Genomic DNA, 22,739 nt, shown 5'->3' on the forward strand with positions numbered 1-22,739 from the left:
GACGTAAAAATCCATGGCTCAAGGCACGCTTTATATTGTTTCCGCTCCGAGTGGCGCGGGTAAATCCAGTCTTATTCAAGCTTTTTTGAAGACGCAACCGCTCTATGATTCACAGGTTTCGGTATCGCATACCACCCGGAACCCGCGTCCCGGCGAAGTGCATGGCGAACACTACTATTTTGTTAATCATGACCAATTTAGGGCGATGATTGCCGAAGACGCGTTTCTTGAGCACGCGGAAGTGTTTGGTAACTATTACGGCACGTCGCGCGCCGCGATTGAGCAAGTACTGTCAACGGGCGTAGATATTTTCCTGGATATTGACTGGCAGGGCGCACGACAGATCCGTGAAAAGATGCCGCAAGCGCGCAGTATTTTTATCCTGCCGCCGTCTAAAGAAGAACTGAATCGCCGCCTGCGAGGCCGTGGTCAGGATAGCGAAGAGGTGATTGCAAAACGTATGGCGCAAGCTGTGGCAGAAATGAGCCATTATGCCGAGTACGATTACCTTATCGTGAATGATGATTTTGATACTGCGCTGGCCGACTTAAAAATCATCCTGCGCGCCGAACGTCTGCGTATGAGCCGCCAGAAGCAGCGACATGACGCTTTAATCACCAAACTATTGGCAGACTGAGCGTAGTTTCAGTATTATGCCCAGTCATTTCTTCACCTGTGGAGCTTTTTAAATATGGCACGCGTAACTGTTCAGGACGCTGTAGAGAAAATTGGTAACCGTTTTGACCTGGTACTGGTCGCCGCGCGTCGCGCTCGTCAGATGCAGGTAGGCGGCAAAGATCCGCTGGTACCGGAAGAAAACGATAAGACCACCGTTATTGCGCTGCGTGAAATCGAAGAAGGTCTGATCAACAACCAGATCCTCGACGTGCGTGAGCGCCAGGAGCAGCAGGAGCAGGAAGCCGCAGAACTGCAGGCCGTTACCGCTATCGCTGAAGGTCGTCGTTAATTACTTGTGCGGGTAGCCCTTGTATCTGTTTGAAAGCCTGAATCAACTGATTCAACAATACCTGCCTGCGGACCAAATTAAGCGTCTGCAGCAGGCTTATCTCGTTGCACGTGATGCTCACGAGGGACAGACACGTTCAAGTGGCGAACCCTATATCACACATCCAGTAGCTGTAGCCTGTATTCTGGCCGAGATGAAGCTCGACTATGAAACGTTGATGGCCGCGCTACTGCATGATGTGATTGAAGATACTCCTGCCACCTACCAGGATATGGAACAGCTTTTTGGCAAAAGCGTTGCCGAGCTGGTGGAAGGCGTTTCTAAGCTTGATAAGCTGAAATTCCGCGATAAGAAAGAGGCGCAGGCCGAAAACTTTCGCAAAATGATCATGGCGATGGTGCAGGATATCCGCGTCATTCTGATCAAACTCGCCGACCGCACCCACAATATGCGCACGCTGGGCTCGCTTCGCCCGGATAAACGCCGTCGCATTGCCCGCGAAACTCTCGAAATCTATAGCCCACTGGCGCATCGTCTCGGTATTCATCACCTGAAAACCGAACTTGAGGAGCTGGGTTTCGAAGCGCTCTATCCTAACCGTTACCGTGTCATTAAAGAGGTCGTTAAGGCGGCACGAGGAAACCGTAAGGAGATGATTCAGAAGATTCTTTCTGAGATTGACGGGCGTTTGCAGGAAGCAGGCATTCCATGCCGCGTCAGCGGTCGCGAAAAACATCTGTACTCTATCTATTGCAAGATGGTGCTTAAAGAGCAGCGTTTTCACTCCATCATGGATATCTACGCCTTTCGTGTGATCGTGAGGGATGTCGATACCTGTTATCGCGTGCTGGGCCAGATGCACAGTCTATACAAGCCGCGTCCTGGCCGCATGAAGGATTACATCGCCATTCCTAAGGCGAACGGCTATCAGTCGCTCCATACCTCTATGATCGGCCCACATGGCGTGCCGGTTGAAGTGCAGATCCGCACCGAAGATATGGACCAGATGGCGGAAATGGGTGTCGCGGCGCACTGGGCTTATAAAGAGCACGGCGAAAGTAGCACTACCGCCCAGATCCGCGCCCAGCGCTGGATGCAAAGCCTGCTGGAGTTGCAGCAGAGCGCGGGAAGCTCGTTTGAATTTATCGAGAGCGTGAAATCCGATCTTTTCCCGGATGAGATTTACGTTTTCACCCCGGAAGGCCGAATTGTCGAATTGCCGGCAGGCGCGACTCCAGTCGATTTCGCTTATGCAGTGCATACGGATATCGGCCACGCCTGTGTTGGTGCACGCGTTGACCGCCAGCCTTATCCGTTGTCACAGTCGCTCTCCAGCGGCCAGACGGTAGAAATCATTACCGCGCCGGGTGCGCGTCCGAATGCGGCCTGGCTGAACTTTGTCGTGAGCTCCAAGGCTCGCGCCAAAATTCGTCAGATGTTGAAAAACCTCAAACGTGATGACTCTGTCAGCCTTGGTCGTCGTCTGTTGAATCATGCGCTGGGCGGCAGCCGCAAGCTTGCGGAAATCCCGCCGGACCATATCCAGCGTGAGCTGGAGCGTATGAAGCTCGCCACGCTTGACGATTTACTGGCAGAAATTGGCCTCGGCAACGCCATGAGTGTTGTGGTCGCTAAAAACCTGTTGCAGGGTGAAGCGGCAACCAGCAATCAGCCGAGCGTACCAGCCACTGGCCACAGCCATCTGCCCATAAAGGGCGCCGATGGCGTATTGATTACTTTCGCCAAATGCTGCCGTCCTATTCCCGGCGATCCTATCGTCGCGCACGTCAGCCCTGGCAAAGGTCTCGTTATCCATCACGAATCCTGCCGAAACATTCGCGGTTATCAGAAGGAACCCGAGAAGTTTATGGCGGTAGAATGGGATAAAGAAACCGAGCAAGAGTTCATCACCGAAATCAAAGTGGATATGTTTAACCACCAGGGCGCGCTGGCGAACCTTACTGCGGCAATCAATACTGCCGGTTCAAATATTCAGAGCCTGAATACCGAAGAGAAAGATGGTCGCGTTTACAGCGCCTTTATTCGTCTCACGGCGCGCGATCGCGTTCATCTTGCGAATATCATGCGTAAAATCCGCGTGATGCCGGACGTGATTAAAGTCACTCGTAACAGAAACTAACTTTATGAATTCTCAGCGTTACGCGCGTATCTGCGAGATGCTGGCCCGGCGTCAGCCTGATCTGACGGTCTGCATGGAGCAGGTTCATAAGCCTCATAACGTGTCGGCGATTATTCGAACTGCCGACGCGGTGGGCGTCCACGAAGTTCATGCCGTCTGGCCGGGTAATCGCATGCGCACGATGGCGTCTTCCGCCGCGGGCAGTAACAGCTGGGTGGAAGTGAAAACACATCGCACCATTAGCGATGCAGTGAGCCATCTCAAAGCGCGCGGCATGCAAGTCCTTGCGACGCATCTTTCTGAGAAAGCGGTCGATTTTCGTGAAGTAGACTATACGCGACCGACCTGCATTCTCATGGGCCAGGAAAAAACCGGTATCACTCAAGAAGCGTTAGACCTTGCCGATCAGGACATCATTGTTCCGATGATCGGAATGGTGCAGTCGCTCAACGTGTCAGTCGCCTCTGCATTAATCCTGTATGAAGCGCAGCGCCAGCGGCAAAACGCGGGCATGTATCAGCGCGCTGACAGCACTCTTCCGGAAACGGAGCAGCAACGTCTGCTGTTTGAAGGCGGTTACCCGGTGCTCGCGAATGTGGCGAAGCGAAAAGGCCTGCCCTATCCCCGCGTGAATGAGCACGGTGAGATAGATGCGCCGCCGTCCTGGTGGGCCACAATGCAGGCTGCGGGATAAGCGATGCGCGGCCGTCTGCTGGATGCCGTACCGCTAAGCTCACTCACTGGCGTGGGCGCCAGCCAGAGCGCGAAGCTCGCAAAAATCGGTCTGCACACCGTACAGGATCTGCTGCTGCATTTTCCTCTGCGCTATGAAGACCGCACCCATCTTTATCCCATCAACGATCTTCTGCCTGGCGTTTACGCCACGGTGGAAGGTGAAGTGCTGAACTGCAATATTACTTTTGGCGGGCGTCGCATGATGACCTGTCAGATAAGCGACGGCACTGGCATCCTGACGATGCGCTTTTTCAACTTCAACGCCGCGATGAAAAACAGCCTGGCGTCCGGTCGACGTGTGCTGGCATATGGCGAAGCGAAACGCGGTAAATACGGCGCGGAAATGATCCATCCTGAGTACCGTATTCAGGGTGATTTAAGCACGCCAGAAATGCAGGACACGCTCACGCCCGTTTACCCTACGACCGAAGGCATTCGCCAGGCAACGCTACGCAAGCTGACCGACCAGGCGCTTGAACTGCTGGATACCTGCGCCATCGCCGAGCTGCTGCCTCCGGAGCTGTCCCAAGGGTTGATGAGCCTGCCGGAGGCGATACGCACGCTGCATCGTCCACCGCCGGATATGAAGCTGGAAGACCTGGAAAGCGGTCAACATCCTGCACAGCGTCGTTTGATCCTGGAAGAGTTACTGGCTCATAACCTGAGTATGCTGGCGCTGCGTGCCGGCGCACAGCGGTATCATGCGCAGTCGCTTGATGCGCGCGATGAGCTAAAACAAGCGCTGCTTGCGGCCCTGCCCTTCAAACCTACTGGTGCACAGGCGCGTGTGGTGGCGGAAATCGAGCACGATATGGCGCTGGATGTGCCTATGATGCGTCTGGTGCAGGGCGATGTTGGCTCCGGTAAAACGCTGGTGGCGGCCCTGGCCGCGCTGCGTGCTATCGCAAACGGGAAACAGGTAGCGCTCATGGCGCCAACAGAACTACTGGCAGAGCAGCACGCCAGTAATTTCCGCAACTGGTTTGCTCCGCTGGGTATCGAAGTAGGCTGGCTCGCCGGCAAACAAAAAGGCAAAGCGCGCCTGGCGCAGCAGGAAGCGATTGCCAGCGGACAAGTCTCGATGGTCGTCGGCACGCACGCCATTTTTCAGGAGCAGGTGCAGTTTAACGGCCTCGCGCTGGTCATTATTGATGAGCAGCATCGCTTTGGCGTACATCAGCGTCTGGCGCTCTGGGAGAAGGGGCAGCAGCAAGGCTTTCATCCCCATCAATTGATTATGACCGCCACGCCGATTCCCCGAACGCTCGCCATGACAGCTTATGCTGATCTTGATACTTCGGTGATTGACGAACTGCCGCCTGGCCGTACGCCGGTCACGACAGTTGCTATTCCGGATACCCGTCGCAGCGATATTATTGAGCGCGTGCGCAGTGCCTGTCTTGAAGAAGGACGCCAGGCATACTGGGTTTGTACGCTGATAGAAGAGTCTGAACTGCTGGAAGCCCAGGCAGCGGAAGCGACATGGGAAGAGCTAAAAGCCACATTGACGGAACTTAACGTCGGGCTGGTTCATGGACGGATGAAACCGACTGAAAAACAGGCAGTGATGCAAGCGTTTAAGTGCGGTGAAATTCATCTTCTCGTGGCGACGACTGTGATTGAAGTCGGTGTTGACGTACCGAACGCCAGCTTGATGATTATTGAAAATCCGGAACGTCTGGGCCTGGCGCAGCTTCATCAGTTGCGTGGTCGCGTTGGCCGCGGCGCGGTGGCATCGCATTGCGTACTGCTCTACAAATCGCCTCTGTCTGCTACAGCACAAAAGCGGCTACAGGTGTTGCGCGACAGCAACGACGGGTTTGTTATCGCCCAGAAAGATTTGGAAATCCGTGGCCCTGGCGAACTTCTGGGTACCCGCCAGACCGGCAATGCTGAATTCCGGGTAGCCGATCTGTTACGCGACCAGGCGTTAATTCCTGAGGTGCAGCGCATTGCACGACATATCCATGAGCGCTATACGGAGCAGGCCGCGGCATTGATTGAACGCTGGATGCCGGAAACAGAAAAATATTCTAATGCTTAGCAGGCAGCGTAGATGCGCCCGCTGCATCATTCAAAAACAGTAAAAAAGACTATAAATGAATTCTTAATTTTCACCTGTTTTATTATTTTAGACCCCGCCATGAGCCATGCCAGTTATATTAAAGTAATTTCGCATCCTTAACCTCGCAAAACATTTAACCCGCAAATATCTTAAAATAAACCTCAAAATACATTCACGCATTGAATGGTATAAAGAGTATTTGAACATTTCATAGATTTCATAAATGTTTAAACCGGAATCAATTGAAGTCGATATCAACCCGCACAATTTGCATAACAATGCGCAATGGAATTGATGTCTATTATAAGCGAATTATTTTATTAGATGTTGTCAGTTTATTGTCAGCGCATTAACATCAGCGCCCCGCTCAAGGTAAGTCAGCACTATCATGGTTATTTTATTGCTCCTCGAGCACAGGTGTTTACTGCATAAAGAATAAATACCCATAAGTATGAATAGCATAAGTGAGATAACATGATGAACAAAAGTACATTAATTGCATTTATGAGTTGCATATTAATTAGCGGAAGTGCGTTTGCTGAAGATAACGCCGCAACACTTAACATCACCGGGGCCTTAAACGGGACGCCAGCGACATGCACACTGGCACTTGATCATACTGTAGCAGAGTTAGGGCAGGCAGCTCTTAACATGCTGCCTTATATCGGTTCATCAAGCCAGGAGGTGAAAACACAAGACACATATTTCGTTAATTTTTCAGGCGAAGGCTGTGCTCAGGATAACTATGGCGTGAAGTTTATTGGCGCTACGGATGAGTCTGGCCAGGCGCTGGCGAATAGCTTCACGGGTGAAGGTGCCGCAGAAGGCATAGCCGTAAATATTTACGACGCGCAGGGATCGATTATTACGCCAAATACTGGCGTAGAGCAGGTTTACGAAGATATTTATCATCGCCATTTTCCTTTCCATTTAGCGATGGCAAAACGTGCCGATCGAGATTCACGGGCGGGGAATGTGCAAGCCAACCTGACGGTTGAAATGGTTCGTTTATAAAACGCCAGGATTTAACTCACCCCCAAATGATTTGGCGGGCTTAACTTTCAAAACACTATTAATGGATTAATCGAATGAAAAAACTGTTGCTGACAGCGCTGTTGCCTGTCGCGTTATGGTCAGGCATTGCCAGCAGCGCCCTTACGTTGAATGCCGATCGTGTTGTTTATAATGAGGCGGATGGCGATGCGTCTGTGACGGTGCATAGTGATGAAGACCGCGCCTATCTAATTCAAACATGGCTGGATTCAGGAAATAGTACAGCAAAACAAAACTTGCCTTTTGTTGTTACGCCGCCGCTTTTCCGCCTGGCACCTAAGAGCGATAACGTTATTCGTGTCATGTATCTCGGTCATGGCTTACCAACGGACAAAGAAACATTACTGTGGCTGGATGTTAAAGGCGTACCCGGGCTTAACGATGAAGAATCGCAAGTGCAGAATCGTATGGTGCTGGCCATTAACAACCGTATTAAATTCTTCTTCCGCCCGGCAGGACTGAAAGGCGATGCAGGCGAGGCGATTAAAAATGCCCAGTGGACACGCGCAGGTAATACGATAACTGTAAATAATAACTCACCTTTTAACCTGGTATTGAGCAAAATTGATATCGATAAAGAGTTAATTAAGGTATCCGTTATTGACAATAATACTGTTATCCCTCCATTTGGTAAAAAGAGCTACACCCTGAAACATACACCGCAAAGCGGCGCTGAGGTTCAGTGGGAAGCAATTAATGACTTTGGTGGCACGACGAAAACATATTCTCAGCATCTTGACTAATGAGTTGAGATGTTATGTGCGGCGCGAAAGTTAAACTCATCGCCTCTATTGTGAGTTCTGCGATTATTTGCCGCAGTGTATTTGCTGGCGAGTATTTTGATCCAGGGTTACTTCAGGCAGTAAATGGTCAGTCTGCTATTACTGACACATCCCTGTTAAGCCAGGGGTATCAGCCTCCAGGGACGTATCGGGTACATATCGATGTTAATGGCAAAGCGGTCATGGTCAGCAGCATAAGGTTCGAATTAGACAAAGAGAAACGGTTAATGCCGTGCCTCTCGTTCGAAGCCTATAAAAAGCTGGGTGTGGATATGAGCAAAATAGATGCTAAAGCGAAAGATAACGAGGCCACGAAAGCCTGTGCGTCTGCTGAAGAGCAAGTGCCCGGAATGAAAGTTGATTTCGATTTTTCTCAGTTAAAGCTCAGCATAAATATTCCGCAGACAGTATTACTTGATGAAACAGTTATGGGTGTGCCTGAAGAGGAATGGGATGATGGTATTCCGGCCTTTGTGAACACTTATCAATTATCAGGCCAGCAATATATTACCCGAAGCGCAGGGACACAGGATTCGGTTTTCGCCAATCTGACCAATGGCATCAATATTGGGCGCTGGCGTTATCGTAATAACTCAACGCTCAGTAAGGATGAAGGCTGGAAAAGTGTTTCCAATTATCTGGAGACTGCCGTGCGCGCGCTTAAAGGCGAACTGACCCTGGGTGACGCCAGTACGCCGGGCGATATTTTCGATAGCCTGGTATTACGTGGCGTACAGCTTTCATCCGACACCGATATGTTGCCCGATCAAATGGATGGTTTCGCTCCCGTGATTCGCGGTATCGCCAAAAGCAACGCGCAGGTCACCGTACGCGATCATGGCAGCATCGTTTACCAGCGCTCTGTACCGCCAGGGCCTTTCGTCATTAACGATCTGTCTTCCGTCTCCGACGGCGGCAAGCTGGACGTGACCGTTAAAGAAGCGGATGGATCAGAAACCCATACGACGGTCGCGTATTCAAGCGTGCCGCAGTTGCTGCGAGCCAAACAAGTGAAATACAGCCTGGTGATGGGGCGTTACAAAATGACCGGCCCGACTAACGGAGAACACGATCCGCGGCTGCTACAGGCCACACTGGCCTGGGGCCTCCCATTAAATACCACGCTTTACGGAGGCGCTCAGTATCACGAGCGTTTTAAAGCTTTTAATGCTGGGATCGGTTTCGATATGAAGCGTTTTGGCGGCATCGCGATTGATGTGACGAAAAGTGAAGGCCAGCACAGCAATCAAAAGATTGCGGACGGAAAAATGGTACGCCTGACCTATCGCAACACGCTGGCTGATGGAGATACTCAAATCCGGCTGGATAACCGTTATTACTATGACGATTACTCTTCCTTTCAGGACTGGGCGGACAACGAAGCGATAATGCCAGGTGAACGTAAACGCCGGGAATATAACTTATCGCTTAATCAAAACATTAACGACGAACATAGCTTATATGCAACGTTGTCACGAACGGAAAATGGTGATCGCAGCGTCTCCCGCTCCTGGCAACTGGGATGGAGCGGATCGTTCCATCTTCTCAGCCTGTCTCTGGCGTTCAGTATGTCACGCGAAAGCGACGCGCCAGAGTGGGATAAACAGCTTTCAATGACGCTCTCAGTGCCCTTCAGCGAAGCTTATCCCACGTTGCAACCGACCGCTAACTATACGGCGACCAGCAGCCTGCAGGGCGATATGTCTAACCAACTCGGGCTGTCGGGACGTTTTGGCGATAACAGCGATCTCAACTGGAACGCTCAGCTTACGGAAGCATCACAGCATCAGCAGAGCGATACGCAAACTGCGTCGGTGGGCGTGGATTATCAGGGCCGTTACGGCGATGCCAGCGTTACCTATAACGCTGACAGAAATAATTATCTGTCATGGAATGCCTCCGGCAGTGTGATAGCACATCGTCATGGCATTACTGCCGGACGTTTTACCAGCAACAGCATGGCGCTTATCGCAGCACCAGGTGCTGCCGATCTCCCGCTTAGCAGTGGCCAGAATGTTATTACCGACAGTCGTGGTTACGCACTGATGCCTGATGTTCAGGCTTACCGTCGTAACCAGCTGGAAATTGATACGCGCAACGCCGACAAATCGCTCGATTTTGTAAGTACATCAGCGGAAGTCGTGCCGACAAAAGATGCCGTGGTGATGGCTGAATTTAAACCCATCACCGGACGTAAAGCGGTGGCGACGGTAACCTATAACGGCACAAATCCGCCCTTTGGCGCACGCGTCAAAATTGAAGGTCAGGATGATGCCTTCTATCTGGGCGATGGTGGTCAGGTTTACCTGAACGCCGCGCCAGATAGTGGCGTGCTTACTGTTTCATGGGGCGACCATCAATATTGTAAGGCCCCCTTTAACCTACCGCCAAAAGGCAAAGCACCTATTGTGCTGGTGACGACGGAGTGTCACTGATGAAACGGAGCTCACGTTATTCTTTGTCTGGTGTAATGGCCGCGGCCATGTTGGTAAGCACGTTGCACACCGCCAAAGCCGATGAGTGCAAGCTGAATACCGCAGGCGACCATGTGAATCTGAATGTGCCGGTTGCGGTGCAGCTACCGTTGACGACCAGCAGTGCGGCAAGCGGCACCGTTTTATATAAAAAAGAGGCGCCGCTCTCTTTGCTTTCGGGCGTGCATAAAAATATTAATATGCAATGCCTTGATGCCATTCGTAAAAAACTGGCAGGCCGCATTCCAGGCGCCCAGAGTGGAAAGAATATTTATGCCACGACCGTCAACGGTCTGGGGGTCAGGATCACCGCCATTTACGCTAAACCAGGTGCAGGAAAAAGAGAGTGGGCATTCCCTTTTACCGCCTCAGGTATCGACCTTAGCGATAAAACTGTCAGTACGGATGACATTTCTCTGCGCCTGGAAGTAATTAAGACTGGCGCAGTTACGCCCTCAGGGAATATGGATTTCCGTATTCCATCGTTACTGACGCTGGCGGACAATTCGCTGGTTGTCAGCCTGACGATGAGAATTATTGCCGCACAAGCCCATTGCGCGATCCAGATTACCAGCCCGCAAATCACGCTGCCTCCTATCGATGCCGGTAAGCTGGCGCAAGGCGGTAAAGAAGCGACGTACCCGGTTAGCGTAAATTTAAATTGTATTAATACACAAAAGGCGAGCATTAATGTTGAAGGTGTAACGGATGCAACAACCAAAACCATCTTTAAAAACGTGGCGGAGGAGAATGCAGCACAAGGCGTCGGAATAGAAATGCTTTATAACGGTAGCGTAATGTCACCTGATGAACCTTTAAATATTCTCCTGCCTACACAACAGAATACGTTTCCTTTGCCACTTGCATTACGTTATGCAAAAACTAACGCCAAAATTTCTGGCGGCCAGGTTAAAACACAAATAACAATGCGAATTAATTATTTATAAAAAGAAATACGGAAGCAGGATTTTCTCAATCGAGTGAATATGCTTCGCTTATTTTATACATTCATGGAAATAAAAAAGGATATTTATTATGAAAAAAACACTGATTGGCTTCGCCGTTTCCGCACTTTTCGCAATGGGCTCCGCACAGGCCGCAGGTAACGACACGTCTGCAACGCTGAATATCACCGGTACCGTCACTGCACCGTCGGCATCCTGCGCAGTTCAACTGGGTTCTACCACGGTAAATCTGGAAGACGATATCACCAACCTGGTTGGTCAGAACCAAACCGCGACCCATGCTAATGAAGTCACTGTCAGCGTCACTGGCGAAGGCTGCGCGAATCTGGTCGAAGAAAATCACATCGCTTATAAATTTGTCGGTGTTGCGGATAATGCTGCTGGCACCTCCCTGGCGAACAGCGATGTAACTGCTGGCGCGGCAACTGGCGTTGGTATTGGTATTTTTGATGAAGCTAACGCACCGGTGAAAATCAATAGCGATACGCTGCTGGCTTCCCAGGCAGACAAATTCAAGCTGCAGATGGTGAAACTGGACGGACAAACGCCTGTCGCAGGTAGCCTGCTCGGCTCACTGACCGTACAGATCGAACGTATGTAATTCCAAAGCCCATCACAGGATGGGCTTTTTCTTCATTGAATTGAGATAACGGTGGCTGCAATTGCAGGCATCGTTATTCGGTTATTCAACACCAGGATTTATTGCTGGTATTGAGATAAATAATCCATAAGGACATGCAATGAAAAAAGCGTTATTTTGCGTCGCAGCGTCGACCTTTTTAATGCTGGGTGCGGCACACGCCTCCACTGACTCTAACGATATTAGCGCGAACCTGACCGTGAAAGGCAATCTTCACGAGACTCCGCAAATCGCTGGTTGTACGGTCACGCTTGATAAAGGAAGCGTCGCCTTAAACAGCAACCTGGCGGATATGCCGTCGCAGGGTGATAAAGCCGTGAATGCATCATCCGTTAATCTGGTGATCAGATCGCTTGCACCGACGGTAGCACCTTATGATGCCTGCACACAGGAGCTTGCTGACGGTCACATTGCGTTTAAAGTCACAGGCGTCGGTGACAGCGTGGAAAATACCGTCCTCGCTAACACACAAGCGACCGGCGGTGCACAAGGCGTAGGCGTCGGTATTTACGATACCGAAGGCGAACCCGTTCCGTTAAATAGCGTTGTGAATCTTCTCGATTCGGGCGGTGAAGCCGGTATTGGCGAAATCAGCGTAGGTCTGGTAAAGCTGAAAAATCAGACACCAACCGCTGGTCTGGTCGCCGCCGCGCTCACGATTGAAGTCGCTCATATTTAAAAATAAATCCTCAGCGTTATTAAGCACCACGGTTACAGGTATCAACGCTTAATAAATTAAAAGGAATAAACAATGAAGAAAATCATTGGCAGCCTGGCTGCCGCTATCTCGTTAGTTTCAGGAATGGCCTGCGCTGAAATTCAGCCAACAGACATCAGTGGAGTAATGCAGGTTCACGGCATGCTTAATCTGCAACCTGTAAAAATGAATTGCAATATTTCACTTTCTGTAAATAGCGTCGCCCTGACGGCAGATAAAAATATCCCGCAGCAAGGCGATAAACTCGCTACGCAGCAAATTAAACAGGTTGGTGTGATTGTCTCTGCACAACCAGGCGATCAATGCTCGCAACGCCTCGCACAGGACCAGCTTGCTCTGCGGTTAACCGGTATTGGCGACAGTGTAGAAAATACCGTTCTTGCCAATACATTAGCCACTGGTGCCGTTAACGTTGGTGTCGGTATTTATTCCCCGCAAGGGGAGCCGATCCCATTGAACAGCACGATTCCTGTTCAGGTATCAAATCAAGGCACCCTTGGCAACGCGGGAATTGGTCTGGCATTAGTGAAGTTGAAAAACAAGTCTACGAATGGCGGCATGGTGCAAAGCCAGCTGACTATCGAGGCTGTTCGTTTGTAATACCAAAAACGTTAAAGCGCTCGTTCAGGGCGCTTTAATATTCACAAAAAGGACATTGAAATGAAGCATATTATTACAGGTATAGCAGTTTCAACATGTATGTTCCTGAGTACTGCACATGCAGCATCTGTGCTATCTGATACCAGCCGTTCACTCACCGTACAAGGGAGCTTAAAAGAAAATCCTGCGGCTTCAGGATGTGCGGTTTCACTTTCACGAAGCAGTGTAACTGACGTTAAAGTCGCTAACGATATTCCCCTGCAGGGCGAAGACGCCAAAATAATCTCCAGCGTGACATTATCCGTTGATCCGATTAATCCATCATTATCCCCTGTCGACGATTGCTCACGAGATATTATCGAGGGTAAGGTTGGCTTCAAATTGACTGGACCTGCTGATAATGGCGAAGGCACCGCGCTTGCAAATACATCAACCGGTGACAATGCGGCAACAGGCGTCGGTGTCGGGATTTTTAACATTCAGGGAAAATATATCCCGCTGAATAGCGTGATTAATGCCACAACTAACGTTAATAGTGGCAGCGCTATAATTGGCATGGCCATGGTTAAGTTAAAAGGACAAACCGTCACGGTAGGGAATGTCCAGAGTAACCTGACGGTTGAAGTTGCTCATCTCTGATTTTAGCTTTTATAAATATGTAGCAGAGACACGCATATGAAGACTAAATTCTCGGCAATATTCTGGTGTGGTCTGCTTGCGGCAGCAGTTTCTCACAACGCCACAGCAGCAACCGATACCGCTGCGACTCTACAAATTACAGGTGCGGTCACCGATTCGCAAAATGACGACTGTCATATCGATTTTGGCAATATGACCAGCATAAATCTGGATACGCGGCTCGATAAGATGATGCCGGAGGGCGTATATAATGGCGCTCAGGCTACACCGGTTCTGATTTATGTCAGGGGCGATAATCCTGAAAGTACCTGCACGCAACGTATCAATAATCATCAAATCGCGCTGAAATTTACAGGTATTCCCGATAGCGCGAACGGGCAGACGCTGGGTAATACACTGTCTGATGAAAATGCTGCGCAGGGGATTGGCGTAGAGCTTTTCCATGATAATAAATCGGTTCCTGTTAACAGCCAGCTACCACTGACGAATACGGGTAGCATGGGGAATATGGAAATCGATCTGCAAATGGTGAAACTCGATGGACAATCCCCAGCAGGCGGACAGATCCAAAGTAACCTGACGGTAGAGGTTGTTCGCTTGTAATATTTCGCGCCCTTCCAGGGGCGCGCTTACCTCTGAGGATATTACGCTTAATGCTGTATCTGATAAGGATGGAATATGAAAAGCAATACGACAATCATGGCCTGTTGCGGTTTATTTTGCAGTTTCCTTGCAGGGGCCGCAACCGCCAATGACACACCGGTCAATTTAAATATCCATGGTCAACTGGTCAATGTGCCACAAGATATCTGCCATATTGAACTGAGCAAGGACAGTATGGCTTTCACCAACACGGCAAACACATTACCTAAACAGGGGGAATACAACAGCTGGTATGTAACACCGTTACTGATATCAGTAAAATCCAGGAATATTTATAATTTCGATAATACATGTGGTGTACTTATTGCCAACGGGCATCTGGGTATCAAAGTCATCGGTATTCCTGGTGACGCAGAAAATGACACGCTGGCGAATACAATGGCCGGTGATTCTGCCGCCCAGGGGGTAGGTATTAATTTATTTACCGACCCTGACACCACGCAAAAAATTAATAGCTTTATTGATATGTCAAAGGCGGGCTTTTCTGGCCACACATTGATTAGCGTCGGTATGGTTAAGCTTAATGGCAAAACCGTCACACCCGGCGATATTCAAAGCAGCGTGACGTTTGAACTCGTAACGCTGTAATTGCGTTAACTCGCCATCGTCGAAATAGATTATTCGAGTAAAAATATATGCTTAAAAAACAGCTTTTTGCTGTAGGCGCTTATGCGCTTTTGATTGCTTCCGCCGCTCATGCCGCAACGTCTAATGACACCTCCGCGTCACTGTCTATTACAGGCCAGCTAATGACGCCGGAAGTCTATAACAGCTGCGTAGTTTCACTGCCGACCGCCAGCGCGGTGAATTTGAATACGGATGGTTCAAGTCTTGCCGATCAGGGAGATAGCGCCACCAACGCCGCACCGGTCACGATTGCGGTAGATGGCAAGGCCAACGCCAACAGCTGCGAGCAGCAAATGGATGAAGGCCGCCTGGCGATTAAATTCGTCGGTACCCCGGATAGCAGCGATGGTACCGTTCTGGCGAATACGTATCAGGGGGAAGACGCAGCCACTGGCGTTGGCGTCGGCATTTTCGATCAGACGGGCAAACCGCTTAGCCTGGCCGAGTTGTTACCGCTGGATGCAGGTGAAAACAGCGCCTCTATTACGATTGGTCTCCAGCCCGTTGAGCTAAAAGGCCAGACCGCGACGACCGGCAAGATCCAGAGCAGCGTCACAATCGAAGTCGTTCATATGTAACTTCTCACGCCCATCTCCGGATGGGCTTTTCGCGATGGCCTTACGTTATTTTATTCTTAATATCAACTAGATAAGGAATGATAATGAAACGTCTGTTTATCAAATCCAGTCTTATGGCCGTTCTGCTGTCAACCCTGTCAGGTACGGCTGTCCTGGCGGCAGACACGCCGGCGACGCTCCATATCACCGGTCAAATCAACGCGCCAGCAGGGCAGTGCAAACTCTATTTAAGTGAAAACACGATTAGCCTTGATGCGGATCTGGCACTCATGGACACCCAGGAGACGCAAACCGCAGCGAATCCACACCGTATTCATCTGCGTGTCGATGGCGATGCCGACTGCGAGAAAGCGAAAAACGACGGCAAGATCGAATTCCGCTTTTACAGCGATGCGGATACCAGCCGCGGTAATGCCATAAGAAACACGGCAGAAGGTGAAGGCGCCGCACAAGGCGTCGCCATTGGTTTGTATGACAACAACGACACGTTAATGACGGTCAACCAGAGCACGCTGCCCGCGACGGAGCCGCCGCAAACTATTGGTCTGCAAATCGTCAAATTGATGGACGGCACCCCTGGCGCTGGCGCTGTGCAGGGAACGCTCACCATTGAGATGAATAAAATCTAAACCCGCTGCCCACCTGGAGTGGGCACTTCACTGCTTCGCTTGCTTAGTTGTCCTTCCCGCCGCGTTTTCTGTTTTTGATGCCGGGCACCGCCCTGCGTTGCCATAAAAATAATCACGCCATGAATGGCAAACGTTTGCTTTTACCAAACAGTCCGATAAAATCTCCGCTTTTCCATCAGGGGAATGCCGTCGATGTCCGTTAACGCCGTTGAGTCTGAAAATGCGCAACCGATTGCTCGCGCGCATAACAGTGAGTTGATTTATCGTCTCGAAGACCGGCCGCCGCTGCCGCAAACGCTGTTTGCCGCCTGCCAGCATCTGCTGGCGATGTTTGTTGCGGTGATCACGCCCGCGCTGCTCATCTGTCAGGCGCTCGGATTACCGGCACAGGATACCCAGCACATTATCAGTATGTCGCTGTTCGCCTCTGGGGTGGCATCGATTATTCAAATCAAAGCGTGGGGGCCGGTCGGCTCAGGGCTTTTATCGATTCAGGGCACCAGCTTTAACTTCGTCGCGCCATTAATTATGGGCGGTACCGCGCTGAAAAACGGCGGCGCGGATGTGCCGACGATGATGGCGGCGCTGTTCGGCACATTGATGCTGGCAAGCTGCACCGAAATGGTAATTTCCCGCGTGCTGCACCTGGCGCGCCGCATTATCACGCCGCTGGTCTCAGGCGTCGTGGTGATGATTATCGGCTTGTCGCTGATTCAGGTGGGGTTAACGTCTATCGGCGGCGGCTATGCGGCGATGAGTGACCACACCTTCGGCGCACCGAAAAACCTGCTGCTCGCGGGCGCGGTGCTGGCGGTGATTATTCTCCTCAATCGCCAGCGCAACCCCTACCTGCGCGTCGCCTCGCTGGTTATCGCCATGGCGGTGGGTTATCTGCTCGCCTGGGCAATGGATATGCTGCCGCAGAGCGCCGCGCCTGCACAAAGCGCGCTGATTATGGTCCCAACGCCGCTGCATTACGGGCTTGGCATCGACTGGAACCTGCTGCTGCCGCTGATGCTGGTCTTCATGATCACCTCGCTGGAAACCATCGGCGATATCACCGCGACGTCTGACGTCTCCGAACAGCCGGTTTCCGGTCCGCTGTATATGAAGCGCCTTAAGGGCGGCGTTCTGGCAAACGGCCTGAACTCGTTTGTCTCCGCCGTATTCAACACCTTCCCGAACTCCTGCTTCGGGCAAAATAACGGCGTTATCCAGCTCACCGGCGTCGCCAGCCGCTATGTAGGTTTCGTTGTGGCGCTGATGCTGATTGTGCTCGGCCTCTTCCCGGCAGTCAGCGGCTTCGTTCAGCACATTCCTGAGCCGGTACTGGGCGGCGCGACCATTGTGATGTTTGGCACTATCGCGGCCTCCGGCGTGCGTATCGTCTCCCGCGAGCCGTTAAACCGCCGCGCCATCATGATTATCGCGCTGTCGCTGGCAGCCGGGCTGGGCGTCTCGCAGCAGCCACTCATCCTGCAGTTCGCACCGGACTGGGTGAAAAACCTGCTCTCTTCTGGCATCGCCGCCGGGGGGATTACCGCCATTGTGCTGAATCTGATTTTCCCGCCGGAAAAACAGGCTCAAGACTGATCGCACCTGTCGATGGCGGCGTCATGCCGCCATCGCTGACACCTCCGTTGACAATCCCCGCCTTGAGCAATTCGCCTGAATAGTGCATAAATCCCTCATCGGAAGCACACAGGATGGAAGACAATGAAATTTCTCGGAAAGCTCATCATTGCGCTGATCGTTGCCGTTCTGCTGATCCTTACCGCCCTGTATATCCTGCTGCAAACGCGCTGGGGCGCAGGCTGGATAACCGGCTGGGTGAACCAGCACAGCGGCTATCACATTATCTTTGATGAAATGGACCACAGCTTTTCCGCGCCTTCGCATCTGGTGCTGAAAAACGTCACGTTCGGGCGTCGCGGCCAGCCCGCCACGCTGGTAGCGCAAAAAGTTGATATTGGGCTGAGCAGCCGCCAGCTTACCGACCCGATGCACGTCGACACCATTTTGCTCTACAAAGGCACCCTTAATTTATCGCCCTCCACCGCGCCGCTGCCGTTTCGCGCTGACAGGCTTCAACTGAGCGACATGGCATTTAACAGCCCGAAAACAGGCTGGGATTTAAGCGCGCAGCGCGTGAACGGCGGTATTAGCCCATGGTGGCCGCAGGCCGGCAAAATCTTAGGCAGCAAGGCGGATATTGCGCTGAGCGCCGGCTCCCTGACCTTAAACGGTATGCCCGCCAGCAATGTGCTGGTGCAGGGCGACATTAATAACGATGCGGTGACCATCACCAATCTCGGTGCCGATATCGCCCGCGGCGCGCTCACTGGCAACGCCCGGCGGCTCGCAAACGGTGGCTGGATAGTTGATAACCTGCGCTTAAGTGAAATCCGCCTGCAAACCGATAAATCGGTGAGCGATCTGCTCAAGCCGCTCGCGACGCTGCCATCGCTGGCGCTTGGGCGCGTGGAGGTGACCGACGCGCGCCTGGAAGGGCCGGGCTGGGCGGCAACCGATCTGGATATCAGCCTGCGTAACCTGACGCTCGCTAACGGCAGCTGGCAGAGCGATGACGGGCGATTATCCATGAACGCCAGCGAGGTGGTTTATGGCTCGCTGCATTTCCTCGACCCTATCGTAAATGCCGATCTGTCAGCGCAGGGCGTGGCGCTACGCCAGTTCAGCTCACGCTGGGAAGGCGGTATGGTACGCACATCCGGCACCTGGCAACGGGCCGGTAGTGCGCTGACGCTGGACGAACTGGCGCTGGCGGGGCTGGAATACACCCTGCCCGCCGACTGGAAACAGCGCTGGCAGGAAAAACTGCCCGCCTGGCTGCAAAGCGTGACGGTGAAAAAGTTTTCCGCCAGCCGCAATCTGATTATCGATATCGATCCACAGTGGCCGTTCCAGCTTACCGCGCTCGATGCGTGGGGGAATAACCTTGCGCTGGCGCGCAACGGCGAATGGGGGATCTGGGACGGCAACGCCACGCTGAATGCCGCCGCGGCGACATTTAACCGCGTCGACGTACGCCGCCCGTCGCTGACGCTGAACGCGAATCCATCCACTATCGCGGTGAGCGAACTGAGCGCGTTTGCAGGACAGGGTATGTTGCAGGCCACCGCGACCATTTCACAGTTGCCGCAGCGGATGACCACGCTGAGCCTGAATGGCCGGGCCGTCCCGGTCAACGTGTTGCATCAGTGGGGATGGCCAAAAGTGTCGATGGAAGGTGACGGAAATATTCAACTCACCGCGAGCGGTAGCCTGGCGGCGGATGCGCCGCTGCGCCCGAGCGTAAACGGACAGTTTCAGGTGACCGGTGCAAACGGCCAGCAGGTGCAGCAAACCATGCAAAACGGCGTTGTACCGGGCGCGTAACGCTCAGTGATAAGCGCCGCGCCCCCGCCACTCCCCTCCCCCCAGCCCTCTCTCAAAGGGAGAGGGAGTAAGACATGTGGCGGGGTCCCACGCGGCGTTTCAGGGCAACAAGTAAGCGCGCCCCTTCAAACCACGCACGTGTGCTGGCACAACCCCGCGCTCACCCTATTCTTCTTCATTACCGCCCGCTTCCAGCGGTCCGAATGGCGTTGCGGGCAGCACAATATAAATCCCTTCAAATATCGCGCCAGGCGTCTCGTCACCCGATAATTCCACCTGAAGCTGCACACGCGCTTTACGGCCCCGCGCCAGGCGGTCCAGATCGCCACTCAACGAGCCTAAATCGGCGACGGCGCCTGGTTTGCCGGTAATCGGTCGGCTGTAGCGGATATGCGCATCGGCCAGAATAATCGTGCCACCGAGGTGACGCTCACGCAGCATCAGCCAGATAAGCCCCCAGCCCGTCAGCGTTGCCAGTGAAAACAGGCTGCCGGCGAACAGCGTATGGTGTGGGTTCTGGTTGCCGGTCTCCGGCATCGTGGTGATAAATTTCTGCCCGGTATATTGCAGAATGCGCACGCCCATCTTTTCGCTGAGCGGAATATGCTGATACCACGCCTGCTGGAGCTGCGCACACCAGTCGGCACGGTGCAGAATGTCATCCAGCGAGGCTATCGGTTTAATCATCAAAAAGTGGCGCAGCGGCGTGGTTTGCGGTGTGGTTATTTCGCCTTCGTTCACAAAACCGAGTTTAGCGAAAAATTCCACCGCGTCTTCACGCGCACTACAGACCACGCGCTTGACGCCTTCCTGGCGCGCGACCGACTCCAGCGTCATCGCCACCAGCGTGCCGAGGCCTTTCTCCTGCACCGCCGGGTCGACCGCCATAAAGCGGATCGAGCCTTCGTTATCGGCATTGATATACAGCCGCCCGATTGCAACCGGGTTGCCCTCTTCATCCACCACCATTTGATGGTGGGCCATCGCATCATAAGCGTCCCGCTCGGAGCCTTTCGGCTGATGCAGCGGTTTACGCAGCATCTCCCAGCGAAACTGGTAGTAGCGCTCAAGTTCTTCTTCTGTTTCGGGTACACGAAGGTGATACATAGCGGTACTCTCTCTAGTTGTCCGCGGCCATGAGGGCATCTGATTCATATCTGCAACCAGAAAGTCACGGGGCCGTCATTGGTCAGCGAGACCTGCATATCGGCGGCGAAACGTCCCGTTTCGGTGGTTATGCCCGTTTCACGGCAACGGCTGACGAAATAGTCGTAAAGGGCTTCGGCCTGCGACGGCGGCGCGCCGCGCGAAAAGCTCGGGCGCAGGCCTTTTTCAGTATCCGCAGGCAGCGTAAATTGCGATACCACAAGCACGCTGCCGCCTGCCTGCTGGACATTCAGGTTCATTTTTCCCTGCTCGTCGCTGAAGATGCGATAACCCAACACGCGTTCACACAGTCGGTTCGCTTTCTGCTCGTCGTCGTCTTTTTCAACACCTAACAGCACTAAAAGTCCCGGTCCGATTTCACCCGTGACTTCTTCGCCCACGCGCACGCTGGCGTGGGTCACGCGTTGAATTAATGCAATCATACTGGTTCAGCTTCTTCTCTGGCGGCTTGTCGTAATTGGCGGTAATCCCCGAGAGTGACAGTAATTTCCGCCCCAAGCAAGACTATGCACCAGGTCCAGTAGACCCAGACAAACAAGATGGGGATCACCGCCAGTACGCCGTAAATAAGCTGATAAGAAGGGAACATGGTGATGTAAAGCGCAAAGCCTTTTTTGCCAAGCTCAAACAAGAGCGCGGCGACCAGCGAGCCAATAAGCGCGTCGCGGCCCGACACGCGCGTTGTCGGCACCACGCTGTAAAGCAGCCAGAAGGAGAGCCACGACAACAACAGCGGAAAAATACGCAGCACCTCGTCAATCATCGTCGTAAAGCCGCTCGCCCAGCGCAGCGACAGTAAATATGAACTAATCACCAGACTGGCACCCGCCAGTAACGGGCCGAGGGTCAGGATCATCCAGTAGACCGCGAAAGAATACACTTTCGGGCGCTTACGGGTGCTGCGCCAGATGGCATTGAGCGCGCTGTCGATGGCGTACATCAACAGCAATGAGGTAACAATCAGCCCCAGCGCCCCTACTGCCGTCATCTTGCTGGAGTTAGCCACGAACTGTTCGATATAGCGCTGAATAATATCGCCCGTGGCAGGCATAAAGTTGGCGAAGACGAAATGGCGCAGCTGAAGGCTGACATCGGAAAACATCGGGAATGCCGCGAACAGTGCGAAAATAACGGCCACAAAGGGCACAAGAGAAAGCAGCGACACATACGCCAGATTACCGGCGAGCGTCGTCATATTGTCTTCATCGATTCTGGCCCATAGCAGCTTGAGCCAGGCGATGAGCGGCCCGGTTCGGCGGGCCGCTTTTTGATGAACGGATCTTAACATGCAGGGTTCGAGAAATAGTTAGGCACGGTTTTGCGATCGGTGACCAGCACGCTGGTAATGCCCGCTTTGCGCGCGCCATCGATATTCGCTTCATTATCGTCGAAGAAGACGGCGTCGCGGGCGCTGAAGCCTTCCTGTTCCAGTACTTTTTGGTAGATTTCCGGCTCCGGCTTGCGCATGCCCATCTCCTGCGAAAGATAGATAGCATCGGCGGCGGCCCCTACTTCCGGATACTGTTCCGGCCAGTACGTCGTATGGAGGCGGTTGGTATTGGAGAGCACCACCACACGATGCCCCTGCTCGCGCAACTGCTGCATGATGGTGATAACTTCCGGGCGCAGCCCGACAAAAACGGCCTGCCAGCCCGCTGCGAATTGCTCGTAGCTCAGCGGCAGGGCCATCTCTTCACATAACGCCTTCGCGAAATCCTCATCGCTTAGCTCGCCGCGCTCGTGCTGATGAAACGGCTCGCCCATGGAGAAATTCTGCCGCAGATTCGCCAGTGGCACGCGGCTGAAATCACTCCAGACGCCCAGCACGCGGTTAAAGTCGATATCTACAATGACATTACCTAAATCAAAGATATAGAGCATGACTCACTCTCCTTTCG

The 22,739-nt window shown here is 52.6% G+C and carries 23 protein-coding genes; 19 read left to right on the forward strand and 4 right to left on the reverse strand.

Features of this window, described 5'->3' with window-relative positions; genetic code table 11:
* Nucleotides 1–13: 13 nt before the first annotated feature.
* From gmk to AFK62_RS19735, 19 genes are all read left to right on the forward strand, one after another.
* On the forward strand, nucleotides 14–637 hold the full coding sequence (gene gmk / locus AFK62_RS19645; RefSeq protein ID WP_007680926.1) for a guanylate kinase: 624 nt from the start codon (nucleotides 14–16) through the stop codon (nucleotides 635–637).
* Nucleotides 638–691: 54 nt separating this feature from the next.
* On the forward strand, nucleotides 692–967 hold the full coding sequence (rpoZ, locus tag AFK62_RS19650; RefSeq protein ID WP_000135058.1) for a DNA-directed RNA polymerase subunit omega: 276 nt from the start codon (nucleotides 692–694) through the stop codon (nucleotides 965–967).
* A gap of 19 nt (nucleotides 968–986) precedes the next feature.
* Complete coding sequence (gene spoT / locus AFK62_RS19655) at nucleotides 987–3,107, forward strand: bifunctional GTP diphosphokinase/guanosine-3',5'-bis pyrophosphate 3'-pyrophosphohydrolase (protein ID WP_007680928.1); 2,121 nt, start codon at nucleotides 987–989, stop codon at nucleotides 3,105–3,107.
* Between the two features lie 4 nt (nucleotides 3,108–3,111).
* Nucleotides 3,112–3,801 (forward strand): tRNA (guanosine(18)-2'-O)-methyltransferase TrmH, encoded by a 690-nt coding sequence (gene trmH, locus AFK62_RS19660; protein WP_007680930.1) that lies wholly within the window; start codon nucleotides 3,112–3,114, stop codon nucleotides 3,799–3,801.
* Nucleotides 3,802–3,804: 3 nt separating this feature from the next.
* Nucleotides 3,805–5,886 (forward strand): ATP-dependent DNA helicase RecG, encoded by a 2,082-nt coding sequence (gene recG / locus AFK62_RS19665; RefSeq protein WP_053532098.1) that lies wholly within the window; start codon nucleotides 3,805–3,807, stop codon nucleotides 5,884–5,886.
* Between the two features lie 495 nt (nucleotides 5,887–6,381).
* A complete protein-coding gene (locus AFK62_RS19670) occupies nucleotides 6,382–6,921 on the forward strand; it encodes a fimbrial protein (protein WP_226991952.1) in 540 nt (179 codons plus the stop codon).
* A gap of 74 nt (nucleotides 6,922–6,995) precedes the next feature.
* Nucleotides 6,996–7,703 carry a fimbrial biogenesis chaperone gene (locus tag AFK62_RS19675; RefSeq protein ID WP_007680940.1) on the forward strand — a complete coding sequence of 236 codons (708 nt, stop codon included), beginning with the start codon at nucleotides 6,996–6,998 and terminating at the stop codon, nucleotides 7,701–7,703.
* Between the two features lie 14 nt (nucleotides 7,704–7,717).
* Entirely contained in the window at nucleotides 7,718–10,177 is a 2,460-nt protein-coding gene (locus AFK62_RS19680; protein ID WP_007680943.1) for a fimbria/pilus outer membrane usher protein, read from the forward strand.
* Nucleotides 10,177–11,163, forward strand: a complete 987-nt coding sequence (locus tag AFK62_RS19685) for a fimbrial protein (protein ID WP_053532099.1) — start codon at nucleotides 10,177–10,179, stop codon at nucleotides 11,161–11,163. Before AFK62_RS19680 ends, AFK62_RS19685 begins: the two co-directional genes overlap by 1 nt.
* Before the next feature lie 88 nt (nucleotides 11,164–11,251).
* On the forward strand, nucleotides 11,252–11,782 hold the full coding sequence (locus AFK62_RS19690; RefSeq protein ID WP_007668092.1) for a fimbrial protein: 531 nt from the start codon (nucleotides 11,252–11,254) through the stop codon (nucleotides 11,780–11,782).
* A 139-nt stretch (nucleotides 11,783–11,921) separates the two neighbouring features.
* Nucleotides 11,922–12,500, forward strand: a complete 579-nt coding sequence (locus AFK62_RS19695; protein WP_007668090.1) for a fimbrial protein — start codon at nucleotides 11,922–11,924, stop codon at nucleotides 12,498–12,500.
* A gap of 72 nt (nucleotides 12,501–12,572) precedes the next feature.
* Nucleotides 12,573–13,139: a fimbrial protein gene (locus AFK62_RS19700; protein ID WP_007668088.1), complete on the forward strand. Its 567-nt coding sequence runs from the start codon at nucleotides 12,573–12,575 to the stop codon at nucleotides 13,137–13,139.
* Between the two features lie 60 nt (nucleotides 13,140–13,199).
* Nucleotides 13,200–13,778, forward strand: a complete 579-nt coding sequence (locus tag AFK62_RS19705) for a fimbrial protein (RefSeq protein ID WP_032984144.1) — start codon at nucleotides 13,200–13,202, stop codon at nucleotides 13,776–13,778.
* A 36-nt stretch (nucleotides 13,779–13,814) separates the two neighbouring features.
* On the forward strand, nucleotides 13,815–14,381 hold the full coding sequence (locus AFK62_RS19710) for a fimbrial protein (RefSeq protein ID WP_007668082.1): 567 nt from the start codon (nucleotides 13,815–13,817) through the stop codon (nucleotides 14,379–14,381).
* 75 nt (nucleotides 14,382–14,456) lie between these two features.
* Entirely contained in the window at nucleotides 14,457–15,029 is a 573-nt protein-coding gene (locus tag AFK62_RS19715) for a fimbrial protein (protein WP_053532100.1), read from the forward strand.
* Nucleotides 15,030–15,076: 47 nt separating this feature from the next.
* A complete protein-coding gene (locus AFK62_RS19720; RefSeq protein ID WP_032984142.1) occupies nucleotides 15,077–15,646 on the forward strand; it encodes a fimbrial protein in 570 nt (189 codons plus the stop codon).
* Between the two features lie 83 nt (nucleotides 15,647–15,729).
* Entirely contained in the window at nucleotides 15,730–16,275 is a 546-nt protein-coding gene (locus AFK62_RS19725; protein WP_007668077.1) for a fimbrial protein, read from the forward strand.
* A gap of 192 nt (nucleotides 16,276–16,467) precedes the next feature.
* On the forward strand, nucleotides 16,468–17,868 hold the full coding sequence (locus tag AFK62_RS19730) for a nucleobase:cation symporter-2 family protein (RefSeq protein ID WP_007668073.1): 1,401 nt from the start codon (nucleotides 16,468–16,470) through the stop codon (nucleotides 17,866–17,868).
* 123 nt (nucleotides 17,869–17,991) lie between these two features.
* Nucleotides 17,992–19,674: an AsmA family protein gene (locus tag AFK62_RS19735; RefSeq protein WP_007668069.1), complete on the forward strand. Its 1,683-nt coding sequence runs from the start codon at nucleotides 17,992–17,994 to the stop codon at nucleotides 19,672–19,674.
* Nucleotides 19,675–19,839: 165 nt separating this feature from the next.
* Here AFK62_RS19735 and fabY read toward each other — a convergent pair whose 3' ends face one another.
* Genes fabY through yihX form a run of 4 tightly spaced genes read right to left on the reverse strand, consistent with a single transcriptional unit; the run spans nucleotide 19,840 to nucleotide 22,722 of the window.
* Nucleotides 19,840–20,781 carry a fatty acid biosynthesis protein FabY gene (gene fabY / locus AFK62_RS19740; protein ID WP_007668066.1) on the reverse strand — a complete coding sequence of 314 codons (942 nt, stop codon included), beginning with the start codon at nucleotides 20,779–20,781 and terminating at the stop codon, nucleotides 19,840–19,842.
* Nucleotides 20,782–20,825: 44 nt separating this feature from the next.
* The gene (gene dtd, locus AFK62_RS19745) at nucleotides 20,826–21,263 is read right to left on the reverse strand and encodes a D-aminoacyl-tRNA deacylase (protein WP_007668063.1); all 438 of its coding nucleotides are present in this window, start codon (nucleotides 21,261–21,263) and stop codon (nucleotides 20,826–20,828) included.
* On the reverse strand, nucleotides 21,260–22,129 hold the full coding sequence (locus AFK62_RS19750) for a virulence factor BrkB family protein (protein WP_007668060.1): 870 nt from the start codon (nucleotides 22,127–22,129) through the stop codon (nucleotides 21,260–21,262). The genes dtd and AFK62_RS19750 overlap by 4 nt, the downstream gene beginning before the upstream one ends.
* Nucleotides 22,123–22,722, reverse strand: a complete 600-nt coding sequence (gene yihX, locus AFK62_RS19755) for a glucose-1-phosphatase (RefSeq protein ID WP_007668056.1) — start codon at nucleotides 22,720–22,722, stop codon at nucleotides 22,123–22,125. Before yihX ends, AFK62_RS19750 begins: the two co-directional genes overlap by 7 nt.
* Between the last annotated feature and the right edge of the window lie 17 nt (nucleotides 22,723–22,739).

Origin of the sequence: Cronobacter condimenti 1330 (genome assembly GCF_001277255.1) — a bacterium.
In the GTDB taxonomy this organism is placed as follows: domain Bacteria; phylum Pseudomonadota; class Gammaproteobacteria; order Enterobacterales; family Enterobacteriaceae; genus Cronobacter; species Cronobacter condimenti.